14 protein-coding genes and 1 pseudogene are annotated in these 16,605 nt (G+C 75.1%); 6 read left to right on the top strand and 9 right to left on the bottom strand.

The window, feature by feature from the left end:
- Window positions 1-4 precede the first annotated feature (4 nt).
- The 5 genes from ACFVHV_RS21050 to ACFVHV_RS21030 form a co-directional block, all read right to left on the bottom strand.
- Window positions 5-595, bottom strand: a complete 591-nt coding sequence (locus ACFVHV_RS21050; protein WP_359914140.1) for an ATP/GTP-binding protein — start codon at window positions 593-595, stop codon at window positions 5-7.
- A gap of 2 nt (window positions 596-597) precedes the next feature.
- A complete protein-coding gene (locus tag ACFVHV_RS21045) occupies window positions 598-1,116 on the bottom strand; it encodes a DUF742 domain-containing protein (protein ID WP_380352646.1) in 519 nt (172 codons plus the stop codon).
- A gap of 5 nt (window positions 1,117-1,121) precedes the next feature.
- The gene (locus ACFVHV_RS21040; RefSeq protein ID WP_359914137.1) at window positions 1,122-1,577 is read right to left on the bottom strand and encodes a roadblock/LC7 domain-containing protein; all 456 of its coding nucleotides are present in this window, start codon (window positions 1,575-1,577) and stop codon (window positions 1,122-1,124) included.
- Window positions 1,574-4,456 (bottom strand): nitrate- and nitrite sensing domain-containing protein, encoded by a 2,883-nt coding sequence (locus ACFVHV_RS21035; RefSeq protein ID WP_380352644.1) that lies wholly within the window; start codon window positions 4,454-4,456, stop codon window positions 1,574-1,576. Before ACFVHV_RS21035 ends, ACFVHV_RS21040 begins: the two co-directional genes overlap by 4 nt.
- Window positions 4,457-4,874: 418 nt before the next feature.
- The gene (locus tag ACFVHV_RS21030) at window positions 4,875-5,558 is read right to left on the bottom strand and encodes a FadR/GntR family transcriptional regulator (RefSeq protein WP_380352643.1); all 684 of its coding nucleotides are present in this window, start codon (window positions 5,556-5,558) and stop codon (window positions 4,875-4,877) included.
- A gap of 186 nt (window positions 5,559-5,744) precedes the next feature.
- On the opposite strand from ACFVHV_RS21030, the gene ACFVHV_RS21025 reads away from it, so the two are divergent.
- From ACFVHV_RS21025 to ACFVHV_RS21010, 4 genes are all read left to right on the top strand, one after another.
- Window positions 5,745-7,466, top strand: coding sequence for a 2-isopropylmalate synthase (locus tag ACFVHV_RS21025; RefSeq protein ID WP_359914129.1), 1,722 nt, complete (start codon window positions 5,745-5,747; stop codon window positions 7,464-7,466).
- Window positions 7,467-7,473: 7 nt separating this feature from the next.
- Window positions 7,474-7,995: a YbaK/EbsC family protein gene (locus tag ACFVHV_RS21020; RefSeq protein ID WP_359914126.1), complete on the top strand. Its 522-nt coding sequence runs from the start codon at window positions 7,474-7,476 to the stop codon at window positions 7,993-7,995.
- Window positions 7,996-8,509: 514 nt separating this feature from the next.
- The gene (locus ACFVHV_RS21015) at window positions 8,510-10,381 is read left to right on the top strand and encodes an ABC transporter ATP-binding protein (protein WP_380352676.1); all 1,872 of its coding nucleotides are present in this window, start codon (window positions 8,510-8,512) and stop codon (window positions 10,379-10,381) included.
- 46 nt (window positions 10,382-10,427) lie between these two features.
- Complete coding sequence (locus ACFVHV_RS21010; RefSeq protein ID WP_380352641.1) at window positions 10,428-10,925, top strand: hypothetical protein; 498 nt, start codon at window positions 10,428-10,430, stop codon at window positions 10,923-10,925.
- On the opposite strand, the gene ACFVHV_RS21005 is transcribed toward ACFVHV_RS21010, so the two are convergent.
- The 3 genes and pseudogenes from ACFVHV_RS21005 to ACFVHV_RS20995 all read right to left on the bottom strand — a co-directional run bounded on the left by ACFVHV_RS21005 (window position 10,910) and on the right by ACFVHV_RS20995 (window position 13,462).
- Window positions 10,910-11,554, bottom strand: coding sequence for a response regulator transcription factor (locus tag ACFVHV_RS21005; RefSeq protein WP_359914121.1), 645 nt, complete (start codon window positions 11,552-11,554; stop codon window positions 10,910-10,912). The two genes, ACFVHV_RS21010 and ACFVHV_RS21005, sit on opposite strands and share 16 nt — an antisense overlap.
- Window positions 11,545-12,708, bottom strand: a complete 1,164-nt coding sequence (locus tag ACFVHV_RS21000; protein WP_359914118.1) for a histidine kinase — start codon at window positions 12,706-12,708, stop codon at window positions 11,545-11,547. Before ACFVHV_RS21000 ends, ACFVHV_RS21005 begins: the two co-directional genes overlap by 10 nt.
- A gap of 83 nt (window positions 12,709-12,791) precedes the next feature.
- Window positions 12,792-13,462, bottom strand: a pseudogene (locus ACFVHV_RS20995) (DedA family protein).
- Between the two features lie 190 nt (window positions 13,463-13,652).
- Here ACFVHV_RS20995 and ACFVHV_RS20990 point away from each other — a divergent pair.
- Window positions 13,653-14,159, top strand: coding sequence for a hypothetical protein (locus tag ACFVHV_RS20990; RefSeq protein ID WP_380352639.1), 507 nt, complete (start codon window positions 13,653-13,655; stop codon window positions 14,157-14,159).
- Window positions 14,160-14,219: 60 nt separating this feature from the next.
- Here ACFVHV_RS20990 and ACFVHV_RS20985 read toward each other — a convergent pair whose 3' ends face one another.
- The gene (locus ACFVHV_RS20985) at window positions 14,220-15,023 is read right to left on the bottom strand and encodes a nucleotidyltransferase family protein (protein WP_380352637.1); all 804 of its coding nucleotides are present in this window, start codon (window positions 15,021-15,023) and stop codon (window positions 14,220-14,222) included.
- Between the two features lie 237 nt (window positions 15,024-15,260).
- On the opposite strand from ACFVHV_RS20985, the gene ACFVHV_RS20980 reads away from it, so the two are divergent.
- Entirely contained in the window at window positions 15,261-16,487 is a 1,227-nt protein-coding gene (locus ACFVHV_RS20980; RefSeq protein WP_380352635.1) for a glycosyltransferase, read from the top strand.
- Window positions 16,488-16,605 lie beyond the last annotated feature (118 nt).

Below are 16,605 nucleotides of genomic sequence, written 5' to 3'. Positions count from 1 at the left end.
CGGTTCAGCCGGCGCGCGTGGCGGCGAGGTCCATCAGGTGGTCGACCAGGGCGAGCAGCAGGTCCCGGCCGAAGGCGCGCTCGCGCACGTCCCCGAGCAGCATCGGCACCTGCGGGTCGAGGTCGAGCGCGGCCCGGATCTCGTCGGGGGTGCGGGTGTTGGTGTTGTGGAAGCAGTTGATCGCGACCACGAACGGGATGCCCCGGCTCTCGAAGAAGTCGATGGAGGCGAAGCTGGTCTCCAGCCGGCGGGTGTCGGCGATGACGATCCCGCCGAGGGCGCCGTTGACCAGGTCGTTCCACATGAACCAGAAGCGTTCCTGGCCGGGCGTGCCGAACAGGTAGACGACCAGCTCGGGGCTGACCGTGATCCGCCCGAAGTCGAGCGCGACGGTGGTGGTGGTCTTCTGGTCGACGCCGGCCAGGTCGTCGATGCCGACGCTGGCCCGGGTCAGGTACTCCTCGGTGCGCAGCGGGGTGACCTCGCTGACCGAGCCGACCAGGGTGGTCTTGCCCACGCCGAAGCCGCCCGCGATCAGGATCTTGACGGCGGCCGGGGCGGCGGGGGCGTCGATGGCGGAGTGGGGTGTTGCCATGTTCAGAGTCTCCGGAGTCCTTCGCGTACGGCCGTGAGCAGGCCGAGGTCCACGCCCCCGGCGGCCCGGGCCACCGAGAGCGGTGCCCGGGCCTTCAGCAGGCCCTGGGAGACCAGGTCGCCCAGCAGGATCTTGGTGACCGAGACCGGGAGGTCCAGGCCCGCCGACACCTCGGCGACGGCGATGGGACGCCGGCAGCGTTCGAGGATCAGCCGGTGTTCGGGCTGCAGGCCGCGAGCACCGGCGCGGCTGCCCCGCGCCAGGGCCGCGTCGGCCTCCGCCTCGACCGTGGTGAGCACGGTGATGAGGGTGAGGTCGTCGCGCTCGGGCGCGGTCCGGCCGCGGGTGATCGTGTACGGGCGCACCATGCTGCCCGTCTCTTCCTCCGCGTCGTCCTCCTCCAGCTCGCTCCAGTGCGGCACCGCGCCGCGCCGCCGGCCGTCGTCCCCGTCGGACTGCGGGCCGGCCTGCCGGCCGTCGTCGAGGCCGTCCCCCCAGGCGTCGTTCCCGTACGGTTCCACCCGGGTCAGCCCCGGTTCCGGGAGGCGAAGGCGTCGAAGGACGCCGGGGCGGCGGGGGCGCCCTCGCCGCGGACCGGGGTGGTGAGCTTCTGGCCGACCTGCTGCACCAGGGTGTGCATCGCGACGGACATCACCTCGGCGTCCACCTCCTGGGAGGCGACCACGGCCAGGTGGGTGCCCTGGGCGGCGGCGATGACGAACAGCCAGCACTCGGCGAGCTCGACGATCACCTGGTGCACCGGGCCGCCGTCGAACAGCGCCCCGACCCCGCGGGCCAGGCTCTGCTGGCCGGTGGCGACGGCGGCCAGCCGTTCGGCGTCGGCCCGCTCGATGGTGCGGGAGTGGCTGACCACGAGACCGTCGTCGGAGAGCAGGACGGCGTTCCTGGTCCCGGGCACCGAGTCGACGAGTCCGTCCAGCAGCCAGTCCAGGTCCTGGTGGGTGGCGATCGTGCGGTTCATGACTGGTCATCCGTTCGTGTGGTTCGGGTGTCCGCGGCCGGAAGGGCCCAGGGGGACGGGGCGGGCGCGGGAGCCGGGTGGCCGGCGGGTGCGGGGGAGGGGGCCGGCGGGGCGGCGGGCAGCGGGTGCTCGCCGCTGTCCTGGGCCCGGGCGGCGCGGGACTGGCGCTGGAAGGCGCCGATCGCCGCACCCGAGCGCCGCACCGGGCAGTCGGTGCGCTCGACCGGGCCCGCGGGCGGGGCGGTGGGCCCGGCGGCGGGCCGCTCGACCCACGGCGACCGCTCCGGCGGGGGCACCCGCAGCTCGGCCGCCAGGCTGGCCTGCCGGACGCGCTGCGGCAGTGGGGCCTGGCCGCCCTCGGCCGGGCTGAACGGCACCGAGGTCCGGTACTCGCGGCGCTGCCGGCGCTCGGCCAGCCGGTAGTGGTCGGCCGGGCGGTACTGCTCGTCGGCGTACGGGGCCTCGGCCTCGGTGACCCGGGCGTAGGCGATGTCCGGGTAGGCCGGGACGTCCAGGGCGGGTGCCGGGTCGGCCGGGGAGCTGTGCTCGATCGGCTGCTCCGGCCGGACCGACGGCCCGGAGGAGTGGGACGGCCCGGACTCGTAGGGCTGCCCGGACTCGTACGGCTGGTAGGGCTGCTCCTGCGGGAAGGGCTGTTCGGGCTGGTAGGGCTGCCCGTGCGGGAACGGCTGTCCCTGCGGGAACGGCGCCTCCGGCAGCGGGATCTCGTGGACGGTGGCTTCCGGCTCGGCCTCGGCGGTCGTCCCGGCGGTCGTTTCCGCGCCCGTCTCGACACTCGCCCCGATGTCCGCCCCGACGCCCGTCGAGGACAGCGGCAGCGGCAGCGGTACCGGAGCGGCCTGCGGGACGAAGCCGCCCTGGCCGAAGGAGTCCAGGCCGAAGGAGTCCACCGGCGCGACCGGCGGACCGGCCGGCACCGGGGCGGGCGTCTCGTCGGAGGCCGAGCGCACGGCCCGGCGCGAGCGGCGCACCAGCGGGATGGGCTCGGTGGCCGTACCGCCGGCGCCGTCCGGCAGCCCGGTGTCGCCCTCGATGACCAGCTCGTCCGGGACGAGCACGACCGCCCGGGTGCCGCCGAAGGCGGACGGGCGGAACTCGATCCTCAGCCCGTGCAGGGCGGCCAGCCGGGAGACCACGTGGAAGCCGAGGCGGATGTCGTCGGCCCGGGCCAGCACGTCGGTGCGCGGCGGGCGGCTCATCAGCTCGTTGGCGGCGTCGTACTGCTCCGGGTCCATGCCCAGGCCCCGGTCCTCGATCTCGATCGCGAGCCCGCGGCCGACCACGGCGGCGCGCACCTCGACCGGCGTGGGCGGCTTGGAGAAGGTGGTGGCGTTCTCCATCAGCTCGGCGAGCACGTGCGCCACCGGGCCGACGGCCCGTTCGGACAGCCACGGGTCGCCCTCGATGTCGATCGAGATCCGGCGGTAGTCCTGCACCTCGCCCTGTGCGGCGCGCAGCACGTCCAGCAGCGGGACGGGCTTGCGCCAGCGCCGCTGCGGCTGGCCGCCGGCCATGATGACGAGGTTCTCCTCGTACCGGCGCAGGCGGGCGGTGAGGTGGTCGAGGTCGAAGAGGCCCTCCAGGACCTCCGGGTCGTCGTGCTTGCGCTCCAGTTCGTCCAGCTTGCGCAGCTGGCGGCCGATCAGCAGCTGGGTGCGGCGGGCGATGCGCTGGAGCAGCCGCTCGAAGCCGCGGTGCTGCTCGGCCTGGCCGACGGCGGACTCCAGGGCGGCGGAGCGGGCCAGGTTGAGCGCCTGGCCGAGCCGGGCCAGCTCGTCGGTTCCGTTGCCGTGCGGGCCGGCGGTGATGGTGCGGGTCTCGGCCTCGACGTCCACCTGCTCGCCGCGGCCGAGGCGCTCGACCACCTCGGGCAGGGTGCGCTGCATCTCCTCGGCCTGGGTGTGCAGGTCCTTGATGCGGCGGCGCAGGGAGCGGCTCAGGCGCCAGGAGGCGATGACGACCGCGACGACCGTGATCAGGCCGATGACGGTGGTGAGCACGACCCGGGTGAGCATGCCGATGATGGCGCTCTTGGCGACCTCGATGATGCCGTTGGTGCGGTCCTCGATGGCCTTGACCAGTGGCGGGTTGAGCCCGTCGAGGGCCTGGCGCCACTGGTCCTGGGTGGCCGGGAGCCTGACGGTGCCGGCGGCGTCGGCGGCGGTGGGCTTGAGCAGGGCCTGCTCGACGGCGGCCTTGGCCTGCCAGGACGGGCTGTTGACCAGGTCGTGCCAGGCCGGTGCTTCGGTGTCCGGGATGTACGGCAGGACCTGGACGTTGAGCAGGTGGTCCTGCGCGCCGATCAGCTGCTGGACCTGCTGGTAGTCGGTGGCGGACAGCCGTCCGGTGGGCCAGCCGCGGGCCAGGACGGCGTCCTCGCGGGAGATCATCTCCTTGGCCCAGAAGGAGTTGACCAGGGTCTTGGACAGCCAGGTGACCTCGCCGGTGTCGACCCGGCTGAGCGCGGTGAACAGCCGCAGGTCGACGCTGATCAGGTCGGTGTAGTAGGCGAAGACGCTCTGCTGGTCGGTGGTGGCGCGGTCGACGGCGGCACGCTGTTCGGCCAGCTTGCCCATGGCCTGGCGGGCCTCGGCGACGGCGGAGCGGACCTCGGCGGGGGCGTTGTCGGCGGTTGCCCCGGAGAGGGTCTGGAACTGCCGGACCGCGTCGTCGGTCAGCTGGCGCTGGCGGCGCAGCTGGTCGGCGTTGGAGCCGGGCCGGGCGAGCGCCTCGGCGCTGAGCCGGCGCTCCTCCTGGAGGTTGTAGTAGACGATGTTGGACGGTTGGCCGGCCTTCTGCGCGATGGTGGCCTGGTCGGCCAGTCGCTGGAAGTCGGCGATGGTCTCACCGCTGGTCACGGCCCAGAGGGCGACCAGGGCGATGCTGGGGACGACGGCCAGGACGAGCAGCGCCGTCCGCAGGGACAGGCGTGGACGCCTGCGGGGGCCCTTCGGCGTCGGGGGCCGCCGATTCGCACGCGCGCGCAGAGCTGACTCCTTGGGACTGGCGGCCGGCCGGTGAGGGGCGGGCCGTCCGGGCACGGTTTTTTGACGAAGCGATACTAGTCATACCGTGTGATTGGAGTGAAAAACCGTTCGCTGCCTGGGCCGTACTTGCACACGCGGTGAACACAAGGTCACTCGACCGTCGACGGTGCGTATGCGGAGGGGGCGGTTCCGGGCCTGCTCGACACAGTGTCGGCGCGGCGCCCGGCCGGCGGGTGGCCGGGGTGTGAAAACTGTGTGACGCCCCGTCGTGCGGCCCCCGGGCGCCCCGTCAGTGCGTCAGCAGGCGGGAGCGGGTGGCCTCCAGCTCCGCCGCCAGCACCCGCCCGGCCGCCTCCGGATCGCCGTCGTGCAGGGCCCGGACGAGGTCCGCGTGGGCGTCGTAGCCGTGGTCCGGATCCTCCGCGCGCAGGCCGAACAGGCCGACCAGGGCGACCAGCTGCTCGCGCAGGACCGGGGCGAACTGGGCGAACAGGTCGTCCAGGACGGGATTGTGCGCGGCGGCCACCACGGCCGTGTGCAGCGCGATGTCGGCGTCCACGAAGGCGGCGTCGTCCGCCCCGCCCGCCGCCCGGCGGGCCGCCAGCGCGGCGTCGAGCGCGGCGAGGTCCGCCCCGGTGCGGCGCCCGGCCGCCAGCCGGGCCGCCTGCACCTCGACCACCGTCCGCACCTCGTAGACGTGCGCCAGCTCCGCGCGGCGCAGCCGGGCGGCCCAGTCCCCGGTGGGCCGGTCGGCGGTGACGTACACCCCGGAGCCCTGGCGGCTGCGCACCATCCCGGCCGCCGCGAGGGTGCGCAGCGCCTCCCGGACGGTCGAGCGGCCGACGCCCAGCTCCTCGGCGAGCGCCACCTCGCCCGGCAGCTTCCCGCCCACCGGCCACTGCCCGGCCCGGATCTGCTCCTCCAGCCGGGCGGCGGCCTGTTCGGCGAGGGGGGAGGGGCGGAGCGCGGCCATCGGGTTCACCTGTCAGGTTGTCTGAGGACTTCGGTCGTGGTTACTCTACCCGGCATGCAGCCGTGGACGCTCCCCCCGGGGGGCCTTCTTCTTGGTGGCCGCAGCGGGGCGTGACCGGACCGGCACCCCGCTGCGGCGCGCCGTCCTGCCGGTCTCCGGTGTCCGCCCCGAGCGAGGAACCCCGTCATGCGACCGCCCGTACGCTTCCCCACCCTGCACGCCCCCGCCGGGCCCGTCCCGGCCGCCGCCCCCGCCTGGAACCCCCAGCGCGGCGGCACCATGCCCTCCCACCGCTACCGCCCCGCCCACGAGCGGGTGCACGTGCCCGCCCTGCTGCGCCGCTGGCCCGGCCGTCGCATCGAGCGGGCCCCGCTGTGGGTGCCCGTCGACCTGCGCGACGGCAACCAGGCACTGGCCGAGCCGATGGACCCGGCGCGCAAGCAGCGGATGTTCGACCTGTTCCTGGCCATGGGCTTCAAGGAGATCGAGGTCGGCTACCCGTCCGCCAGCCGCACCGACTTCGACTTCGTCCGCCAACTGGCCACCACCCCCGGAGCCGTGCCCGAGGACGTCACCGTCGTGGTCTTCACGGCGGCCCGGGCCGACCTGGTCGAGCGCACCTTCGAAGCCGTCGCGGGCCTGCCCCGGGTGGTCGTCCACCTCTACACCGCCACCGCGCCGCAGTGGCGGGAGGTCGTCCTCGGCAAGGAGCGCGCCGGGCTCCGGGCGCTGATCACCTCGGCCGCGACGCTGATGGCCAGGCTGGGGGAGGGCCGGGACGGCCTGCGGTTCCAGTTCTCGCCCGAAGTGTTCAACCTGACCGAGCCGGACTACGCGCTGGAGGTGTGCAACGGGCTCACCCGGCTCTGGGACGCCTCGCCCGAGCGGCCGGTGATCCACAACCTGCCGGCCACCGTCGAGATCGCCACCCCCAACGTGTACGCCGACCAGATCGAGTACATGGACCGCCACCTGGAACGGCGCGAGGCGGTGATCCTCTCCGTCCACCCGCACAACGACCGCGGCACCGGCGTCGCCTGCGCGGAACTCGCCGTCCTCGCCGGCGCCCAGCGGGTCGAGGGCTGCCTGTTCGGCAACGGCGAGCGGACCGGCAACGTCGACCTCGTCACCCTGGCGCTCAACCTGCACACCCAGGGTGTCGACCCGATGCTGGACCTCTCCGACATCGACGCGATCCGGCGCACCGTCGAGCACTGCAACCGGCTGCCCGTCCACGAGCGGCACCCCTACGCGGGCGACCTGGTGCACACCGCCTTCTCCGGCACCCACCAGGACGCCATCCGCAAGGGCTTCGCCCGGCACGCCGAGACAGCCGCCGCGCTGGGCGTCCCGCAGCGGGAGGCGCCCTGGTCGGTGCCGTACCTGCCGATCGACCCGGCCGACCTGGGGCGGGACTACGAGGCGGTGATCCGGGTCAACAGCCAGTCGGGCAAGGGCGGGATCGCCCACCTGCTGCAGGCCGCGGAAGGGCTGGAACTGCCCCGGCGGCTGCAGATCGACTTCGCCCGGGTGGTGCAGGAGGCCACCGACGACAGCGGACGGGAGATGACGGCGGAGGAGCTGTACGGGCTGTTCCGGGCCGAGTACCTGGACGCGGGGGCCGGCCGGCGGTGGCGGGTCGGGGACGACTGGGCCGAGGTCGACGGCCGCCGGGGCACCGGCGCCGGGCCGTTGGACGCGGTGGCCGACGCCGTGGGGGCGGAGATCCTCTCCTTCGGCGAGCACGCGGTGGGCTCCGGGCGGGACGCCGTCGCCTACGTGGAGGCGCGGGTCGGCGGGCCGGACGGCGGGGTCGTGTGGGGCGTCGGGCGGGACGCCTCGGTGCTCACCGCGGGCGTACGGGCGGTGCTGAGCGCCGACTCGCGCCGCTCGGCGCGGAAGGCATGATGGACCGATGACCTCCTCACTCCCCACACGCAGTCAGGCCGTCGCCGAGGCACTGGCGGTGGCCGGCGTCCCCGGCGAGATCCGCGTCCTGCCCGACTCCGCCCGCACCGCCGCCGAGGCCGCCGCCGCGCTGGGCTGCGAGGTCGGCGCCATCGCGAACAGCCTGGTGTTCATTTGTGACGGCGCGCCACTGCTGGTGATGACCAGCGGCGCCCACCGGGTCGACACCGCCCACCTGGCACGGCAGTTGGGCACCGGCCCGATCGAACGCGCCACCGCCGCCCAGGTCCGCGAGGCCACCGGCCAGGCCATCGGCGGCGTCGCCCCGACCGGCCACCCGGCGCCGCTGCGCACCGTGGTCGACACGGCGCTCGACGCGTACGAGGTGCTCTGGGCCGCCGCCGGACACCCGCACACCGTCGTCCCGATGACGTACCGGGAGTTGCTGAACGTGACGGGCGGGACGCCATCCACAGTGGTCGTCGAACAGACGCAGGATCCGACAACCGGACAATCCGATCGGCTCTGAAGCTGCGCATACGGTCAGTGGGCGGATACTGGAGAGGTGGGGCGAATCGATCCGGGCGTCGCCGACAGGCCGCCGGAAGGGTTCGACCACCGGTAACGGCCTCCAGCTCCCCGCTTTCGCGCCGTCGGTGCGGTCGTGGGCGCGCGGAGGGCCGACACGACGAGAGAGAGAAGCCGTGATGAGTTACTTCGGTCGTGGAGGAGACAGGGACCGTGGTTACGGTCGTGACCGTGGGGACCGGGACCGGGGCCGGGGCCGTGGTCGTGACCGCGACCGCCGTGGACGCCGTCGTTTCGGTTTTTGGTGACGGTGCTTACGGCTAGGGCTGCGCACAGCAGTTCCGACTAGCGTCACCCCGAGGGGCCGACGGTGTCACCGCCGGCCCCTCGCCCTGGGGTCGGCGCCGCCTCCGTACGGAGGGCGACGCGTCCCCACCCCGGTACGACGGCTCCGTATCCCGGAACCTCGTTTCCGGATCCCGGAACGATGTCTCCGAGAGCAACGGGTCGTGTCCATGCGCGATGTGACGCCCCCGGGTGACCGGGCGGCCGACAAGGCCGATGCGGTCAGCGAGGCCGGCGGGGCCAACAGGGCCGACGAGGCCGAGTACCAGGGACCGGTGGCGGAACCGCCGGTCATTCCGCTGCGGGAGCTGATCCGCCGGTTCTGGCCGTGGGTGCGCCCCGACGCGCGCTGGCTCCCGGTGAGTGCGGCCCTGCTCGTCGTCGGCGCCTTCGGCGAGGTCGTCTCGGTCTGGCTGTTCAAGGACCTCATCGACGACGTCCTCGTCCCCCGGCACTTCGCAGACTTCTGGCCGCTCGCCGCCCTGATGCTCGGTGCGGCCGTCGCCGCCGGGCTGTTCACCTTCGCCGGCGCCTACACCAGCACCAGGACCGCCGAGCGCTACATGCTGCGGCTGCGCACCGACACCCTCGCCCACCTGCACACCCTGCCCCCCGACACGCTGGAGAGCCGCTGGCGCGGCGACCTGGTGGCGCGGCTCACCTTCGACATCGCCGAGATCGAGCAGATGGTGGCCACCGGGCTGGTCGAGGGCGCGGTGGCCGTCGTCAGCCTGCTGCTGTTCACCGGCGCCGCGTTCTACCTGAGCTGGCAGCTCACCCTGGCCGCGCTGCTGGCCGCCCCGCTGTTCGTCCTCTCCAGCAGCCTGTTCGGACGTGTCATCCGGCGCCGGGAGCGACGGGTCCAGCGCCGCGCGGGAGGGGTCACCGCGCTGCTGGAGGAATCCCTGCGCAACGCCGTGGTCACCCGGACCTGCGGCCAGGAGAGCCGCGAGGTCGAACGGGTCCACCGGGAGGGCCGGGCGCTGCTCGACGCCGAACTCGCCGCCGCCCGGGTCGCCGATCTCTACCAGCCCTTCCTCAGCGTGCTGCAGCTGCTCGCCGGTCTGGCCGTGGTGGGTGTCGGGGCCCTGCAGGTCATCCACGGACAGCTCAGCCTCGGCGGCCTGCTCGCCTTCGCCGCCTTCATGGCGCAGCTGTTCGAGCCCGTCCAGCAGCTCGCCGCCCTCATTCCGCTGGCCGGCGCGGCCTGCGCCTCGGGCGAACGCGTCCTGGAGCTGCACGAGATCCGCAGCCCGGTGCAGGAACGCCCCGCGGCCCGGGACACCGGCCCGGTCCGGGGCCGGATCACCCTCCGGGGCGTCCGTGCCGCCTACCCCGGTGCCGGCGGCGCCCCGGGGCCGCCCGTCCTGGCCGACGTGGACCTCGACCTGCGCCCCGGCGAGGCCCTGGCCGTCCTGGGGCCCAGCGGCAGCGGCAAGTCGACCCTCGCCAAGCTCCTGGTCCGCTTCCTCGACCCGCAGGCCGGCACCGTCCGCCTGGACGGGCGGGACCTGCGCGACCTCACCCTCGCCTCACTGCGCCGAGCGGTCACGCTGCTGCCCCAGGAGGCCCCGCTGTTCCACGCGAGCATCGCCGACAACATCGCCTACGGCCGACCGGACGCCCCGCCCGCCGACGTCGAACGCGCCGCCCGCATCGCCGGGGCCCACGGCTTCGTCACGGCGCTCCCGGAGGGCTACCGCACGGTGATCGGCGCCGACGGATTCCAGCTCTCCGGCGGTCAGAGCCGGCGCGTCGCCATCGCCCGGGCCTTCCTGCGCGACACCCCCGTCGTGATCCTGGACGAACCCACCAGTGGCCTGGACCCGCACACCGTCGAGCAGCTCGTCCCCGCGCTGCGCCGCCTGATGGCCGGGCGCACCACCGTCCTGATCACCCACGACCCGGCCCTGCTGCCGCTGGCCGACCGGGTGCTCGACCTCGGCGCGCCGGATGCCGCCCGCGACGGCGCCGGGAGGGCGGCCCGCCCCCGTCCCGGTCCGGCCGCCGCGCTCCGGGGCCGGGAGCCGCGGGAGCGCTGAGCCCCGGAGGGCCGGGGGCATCACCCGGCCGGGGGATACTGGCGCCATGCTGTTGACGTGGATCGCCGAGCTGGCGGACGAGCCGCTGGCGCTGGAGCCGGACGACCACCCGGTGGAGTGGGAGACCAACACCTGGTGGCTGACCGCCGAGGTCGAGGACCGGCGGGCGTTGGGGGTCCCGGAGGTGGTGGCCGCCTTCGAGCGGACCGCCGCCCTGCTCCGGGACCGGGTCCGGGCGCTGGGCCACGACGGGCCGGCCACGTTCTACGTCTGGCACGACCACCAGGCCGGGCAGCTGCGCTGCTCGACCGGCTCGGTCGGCCCGGACGACCTGCCGTTCGGCGGCGCGTACGAACCGGTGGCGGACCTCGGGCCGATCGTCGCGGACTACCTCGCCGACGCGGAGCCCGGCGTCACCAGGATCACGGACGAGGACGAGGACGAGGCGGAGGGGGAGGAAGCGGCGATCCCGCCGTTCCCCGTCTGGGTCCGTGCCGTCGGGCCCGGCAAGGAACCAGGAGACGGGCCCTACACGCCGAGGTAGTGCAGGACGGCCAGGATGCGGCGGTTGTGGTCCGTGGTGCGGGGCAGGTCCAGCTTGTCGAAGACGGCGTTGAGGTTCTTCTCCACCGCGCTCAGCGAGACGTGCAGCCGCTGCGCGATGGCGGCGTTGGTCCAGCCCTCGGCGAGCGCCTCCAGGACGCTGCGCTCCCGCGGGGTGAGCCGGGCCAGCGGGTCGGTGCGGGTGGTGTGCACCACCAGGCGGCGGACCACCTCCGGGTCGATCACCGTGCCGCCCGCCGCGACCCGCACCAGGGCGTCCAGGAACTCCTCGACCTCGGCCACCCGGTCCTTCAGCAGATAGCCGACCCGCTCCGCGCCGGCGTCCAACAGCCGGGCCGCGTAACCGCGTTCGATGTGCTGGGAGAGCACCAGGACCCCGACCCGCGGCCACCGCTCGCGGATCTCCACCGCCGCCCGCAGTCCCTCGTCGGTGTGGGTCGGCGGCATCCGGATGTCCACCACCACGACGTCCGGCGGCTGCTCCGCCACCGCCGCGGTCAGCGCCGTCGCGTCGCCCACCGCGGCCAGCACCTCGTGCCCCTCCTCGGCGAGCAGGCGGACCAGGCCCTCCCGCAGCAGGGTCGAGTCCTCGGCGAGGGTCACGCGCATGGCAGCTCCGCGGTGATGACGGTCGGGCCCCCGGCGGGGCTGTGGACGTGGAGGGTACCGTCCAGCGCGGCCACCCGCCCGCGCAGGCCGGTCAGGCCGCTGCCGGCAGGGTCCGCGCCGCCCGCGCCGTCGTCCTCCACCCGCACCGTGAGCAGGCCGGCGGCCCGCTCGACCCGGGCCGAGACCGCCGAGGCGGCGGAGTGCTTGGCGGCGTTGGTGACGCACTCCGACACCACGAAGTAGGCCGCGGTCCGCACGGGTTCGGGGAGCGGGCCGGCCACCTCGTAGCGCAGCCGCAGCGGAATGGCGCACCGCTCGGCCACCCCGCCCAGCGCCTCCTCCAGCCCCAGGGTGTCCAGCGCCGACGGGTACGCCCGCCAGGCCACCTCGCGCAGCTCGGTCAGCACCTCCCGCGCCTCCCGGTGCGCCTGGCGCAGCAGCGCCTCCGTCCGCTCCGGGCCCTGGTGGCGGTCCAGGCCGCGCCGCACCCGGCCGAGCAGCATCGCCAGCGCCACCACCCGCTGCTGCACGCCGTCGTGCAGATCCCGCTCGATCCGGCGCCGCTCGGTGTCCACCGCCCGCACCACCGCGGCCCGGCTGTCCGCGAGTTCGGCGATCCGGCGGCGCAGCAGCTCGGCCTCGGACGGCCCGAAGCACTCCCGGGCGGTCCGGGCGTCCAGCGCGGCCAGCGAGAACAGGCCCTGTACGGCCAGGAAGAGCAGCACCCCGCCGAGCAGCACCTGGGTCGCCAGCTCCTCCCAGCCCAGCGAGCCGCGCAGCACCCCGCCGACCAGCAGCACGGCCAGCGCCAGCCCGAAGACCAGCAGCCCCAGCACCACCCCGGCGACCAGCCCGCCACCGCTGCGCACCACCAGGTAGCGCAGCAGCCTGCGGTCGTCTGCCCGGTAGTGGCGGGGGAAGCGGTCGCCGAAGAACGCCCTGCGCCGGGCCCGCTCCAGGGCGGCCAGCCGGCGCACCCCGGACAGCAGGCCCGGCGCGGCGTACGGGCGGGTGCGCGGCCAGAGCAGGAACGGTCCGAGGACGGCGCCGGCCAGCAGCAGGTACAGCGCGGCGAGGGCGGCGCTCGGGCAGCCGAGCAGAACTCCGGCGGCGCGGCGCGGCCATGACGTGGTGTCTGCTCCATCCCCCTGCACGGGGTTCGAGCTTACGGGGCCGGTAGGGCCGTTGGGGCCGGCGGGGCCGATGTGGCCGGTGTGTGCGGCGCCGTCCGGGGCGGTCACCGGGTGCGGCGGTGCTGGGCGGCGCTCTCGCCGCGGCGGCCGCGGACGCGCATCACGACGTACCCGGCCACGGCCAGCACGACCACGACCAGGACCGCCTTGGAGAGCAGCCCGACGTACGTCTCCACCACGTCCCAGCGGTCCCCCAGCAGGAAGCCGGCCATCACCAGCACGCTGTTCCACACCAGGCTGCCGATCGTGGTCAGCATGACGAACGCGGGCAGCGGCATCCGCTCGACCCCGGCCGGCACCGAGATCAGGCTGCGGAAGATCGGCACCATCCGGCCCAGCAGCACCGCCTTCGTCCCGTGCCGGGCGAACCAGGCCTCGGTGCGCTCCAGGTCGGAGGCCTTGACCAGGGGCAGCCGGGCCCAGATCGCGTGCATCCGCTCCCGGCCGAACAGGGCGCCCAGCCAGTAGAGGACGACGGCCCCGGCGACCGAACCGAGGGTGGTCCAGGTCAGCGCGGACGCGAGGCTGATCACGCCCTGCCCGGCGGCGAAGCCCGTCAGCGGCAGGATCACCTCGCTGGGCAGCGGCGGGAAGAGGTTCTCCAGCGCGATCGCCAGGCCGGCCCCGGGCCGCCCATGGTGTCGACCAGGTCGGCCGCCCAGCCGGCGAACCCGTCGGCGGGCTGCTGGGCGATGGCGAGGACGGTGTGCGGCATGCGGGGCTCCAAAGTGATCGGGGGACTGCTCGTCCCCGGCTGGCTCCACGCTAGAAACCGCAGGTCAGTGGCGGTATGAGGGTTTCCGGCGAACCTCCTGCGGTTTCCCGCAGCACGCCACCCCGCGGTTTCCCGCAGGGCCGCGGATACCGGGTGGCGACGGCCGCGGTCGTCTTGTCAGGATGTCGCCATGAACGACGCCTTCACCCTGGCCTGGCGGTACACCACCGGGCTCGTCCACCCCGAGGACCTGCCGATGGCCGCCGCCGACCTGCTGGCGGCGGGGGTCGGTGCGCAGTCGGCCGCGCTGTGCGACCTGGCGGGGCGTCGGGGCCGCGGCGAGCGCTCGGCCGAGCTCGGCGGGCTGCTGCGGCAGGCGATGGCCGAGCTCGGCCTGCCGGTGCCGGACGACGACTTCGTCGGGCGCTGCCTGCTGCACCGCACGGCGGCCCGGCTGATGTCGGAGGAGATCACGTCGGGGGACGCCGTCAGCGAGCTCTGGCGGGCGAGCGGCGGGGCCGCGAACGCGGCGGAACAGCGGTTCGTGGCGCTGGCCGACCAGGTCTGCTGCCCGGACTGCCTTGGCGACCGGGCGTCAGGGGCGCGGCAGGACTGGGAGCGGGAGCTGCGGGCGGCGGCCGTCGAGGTGGCGTCGGCCGCCGACCACGGGTTCACCGTCTCCTGGTACCGGGACTGACCACCCCGCCGGGAGCCCGGGGGCGGCTCAGCGGCCCGGCCCGGCGGGCCGGCCTGCGGCTCAGCGGCCCATTGCGGCCACGGTCTCCCGGGTCAGCTCCCGCGCCCGGGCGACCGTGGCCGTCAGCTCGGCCGCCGATCCGCCGGGCGCGGCGAGCAGGCCGCGCGCCGTCGAGCTGAAGTCCGCCGGAGTGTCCGGCAGTTGCTCCGCCACGGCCAGGGCGCCCTTCTCGTTGAGGCACCAGCGGCGGTGGTGGGCGTGGAGGGCCTGGACCAGGATGCCGACGGCGCGCGACAGACAGAGCGAGACGTGCAGGGCATCGGCGCGGGCGGCGCTCTTCGCGGCGGTGTCGAGCAGGAAGCCGGCCTCCCAGGTGGCCGCGGTGAGGGCGTCGCGCAGCGGCTCCGGATAGTCGGCGGCCTGCTTCTTGAGTCGCGTCAACTCCCCGGTGGGGTCGGCCAGCGGCAGTCCGAGGGCGACCTCGCCCGGGTAGCAGGGCGACCAGAAGCCGAGCGGGTGGCCGGCCTGCGTTCCCACCTCGAAGCGGCCCCGGCGGCAGTCCGCCCACACCCGCCCGACCCGGTCGAGGTCCCGCAGGATCCAGTCCACGGCGACACCCTCGACCCGCAGCCACGCCCCGCCGTTCACCCACGGGCCCCAGCCGCCCGGCCCGGCCACCTCGACCTCCGGCCCGGCGAGCGCCCGCAGCGCGTCGAGGTCGGGGGCGCCCCGGTAGTACACCCCGAGGTCCCAGTCCGACTCCGGCCGTTCCTCGCCACGGGCCCGGCTCCCGCCGAGCATCACCCCCACCACACCGGGCACACGGGCGAGTTGAGAGGCCATGTTCTCGATGACGGTGCGCATGGGGAGAGTCTGCCAGGCGCTTCGGCGCCCGCCCGGGGAATTTGCGGCGCCCGCCCGGCGCGTCGTGGCGGGTCGGTGTCGCGGAGGTGTCCGGAGGTGTCGCGGCGGTGTCCGGAGGCGTACCCACTCCTCGCCACTCTCAACTTATAGCGCACGGGGGGCCTTGCCACAAGGCCCCGGTGCTGCCGCAGAATCACCGGCTCAAGGACGCAATCCGAGGGAACGGGGAGTCACGACGTGCGAGTGGTGTTGTCGACGTACGGGTCGCGCGGGGACGTCGAGCCGATGGCCGCGCTGGCGCTGCGGCTGCGGGAACTGGGCGCCGAGGCGCGGGTGTGCGCGCCGCCGGACGAGGAGTTCGCGGCCCGGCTGGCCGAGGCCGGGGTCGAACTGGTGCCGGTAGGGCAGTCGGTGCGTTCGCTGGTCAGCGGGCCGCCCCCGGCGCCCTCGGAACTCCCCGAGCGCGCGGCCCGGTTGGTCGAGCAGTTCCACGCGGCGGTGCTCGGGGCGGCCGAGCCGGGCGGTGCGGTCGTGGCCACCGGCCTGTTCCCGGCGGTGGCCGGAGCCCAGGCGGCGGCCGAGCGGTTGGGCGCCCGCTTCACCTGCGTCGCCCTCCAGCCGACCATGCTGCCCTCCCCGCACCACCGGCCGTTCGAGTACCCGATGCTGCCGTACCCGCCGGAGGCGACCGACCCCCGGGAGCTGTGGGAGCTCAACATCGGGACGATGAACGCGCTGTTCGGCGCGGCGGTCAACACCCACCGGGCGGCCGTCGGACTGCCCGTGGCCGACAACGTCCGGGACCACGTCCTCACCGGACGGCCGTGGCTGGCCACCGACCCGCTGCTCGACCCGTGGCCGGGCCCGGGCGGGGACGCGGCCGGCGCGGCCTGGCCCGAGGCGGTGCAGACCGGCGCGTGGATCCTGCCGGACGAACGCCCGCTGCCCGCCGACCTGTCGGCCTTCCTGGCGGCCGGCGAGCCGCCGGTGTACGTCGGCTTCGGCAGCATGCCGCTGCGCGACCCGGTGGGCGCGGCCCGGGTCGCCGTGGAGGCGGTCCGGGCGCAGGGCCGACGGGTGCTGCTCGGCCGCGGCTGGGCCCGACTGGCCGAGGTGGACGGGGCCGAGGACTGCTTCGCGGTCGGCGAGGTCAACCAGCAGGCGCTGTTCCCGGAGCTCGCGGCCGTCGTCCACCACGGCGGCGCGGGCACCACCACCACGGCCGCCCGGGCCGGCGTACCGCAGGTGCTGGTCCCGCAGATCGTGGACCAGCCCTACTGGGCCTCGCGGGTGGCGGAGCTGGGCATCGGCGTCGCCCACGACGGCCCGACCCCGACCGCCGGATCCCTCACCGCGGCCCTCCGCCACGCCCTCGCCCCCGCCACCCGTGAGCGCGCCGCCGCCGTCGCCGCCGGCATCCGCACGGACGGTGCGACGGTGGCCGCGAAGCTGCTGCTCGGCTGAGGGTGGGCGAGGAGTGGGGGGGCTGGCCCGCCCCCCGACCCCCCACCCCCCCCCCCCCAGGCGCGGGGGGGCGGACAGGGACAGCCCCCCCCGGCCCCCCCCCCACCCCCCCCCGCCC

The sequence above is a fragment of the Kitasatospora sp. NPDC127116 genome, assembly GCF_042677365.1.
Taxonomy (GTDB): domain Bacteria; phylum Actinomycetota; class Actinomycetes; order Streptomycetales; family Streptomycetaceae; genus Kitasatospora; species Kitasatospora lactacystinica.
This window is presented reverse-complemented; position numbering and strand designations above follow the sequence as displayed.

Excerpts from the sequence above, each read along its gene's own strand:
- ACFVHV_RS21015 (WP_380352676.1), top strand. The coding sequence starts at position 8,510 with ATGCGCGATGTGACGCCCCCGGGTGACCGGGCGGCCGACAAGGCCGAT.
- ACFVHV_RS21025 (WP_359914129.1), top strand. The coding sequence starts at position 5,745 with ATGCGACCGCCCGTACGCTTCCCCACCCTGCACGCCCCCGCCGGGCCC.
- ACFVHV_RS21020 (WP_359914126.1), top strand. The coding sequence starts at position 7,474 with ATGACCTCCTCACTCCCCACACGCAGTCAGGCCGTCGCCGAGGCACTG.
- ACFVHV_RS21005 (WP_359914121.1), bottom strand. The coding sequence starts at position 11,554 with ATGCGCGTGACCCTCGCCGAGGACTCGACCCTGCTGCGGGAGGGCCTG.
- ACFVHV_RS21050 (WP_359914140.1), bottom strand. The coding sequence starts at position 595 with ATGGCAACACCCCACTCCGCCATCGACGCCCCCGCCGCCCCGGCCGCC.
- ACFVHV_RS21010 (WP_380352641.1), top strand. The coding sequence starts at position 10,428 with ATGCTGTTGACGTGGATCGCCGAGCTGGCGGACGAGCCGCTGGCGCTG.
- ACFVHV_RS20990 (WP_380352639.1), top strand. The coding sequence starts at position 13,653 with ATGAACGACGCCTTCACCCTGGCCTGGCGGTACACCACCGGGCTCGTC.
- ACFVHV_RS21030 (WP_380352643.1), bottom strand. The coding sequence starts at position 5,558 with ATGGCCGCGCTCCGCCCCTCCCCCCTCGCCGAACAGGCCGCCGCCCGG.
- ACFVHV_RS21040 (WP_359914137.1), bottom strand. The coding sequence starts at position 1,577 with ATGAACCGCACGATCGCCACCCACCAGGACCTGGACTGGCTGCTGGAC.
- ACFVHV_RS20985 (WP_380352637.1), bottom strand. The coding sequence starts at position 15,023 with ATGCGCACCGTCATCGAGAACATGGCCTCTCAACTCGCCCGTGTGCCC.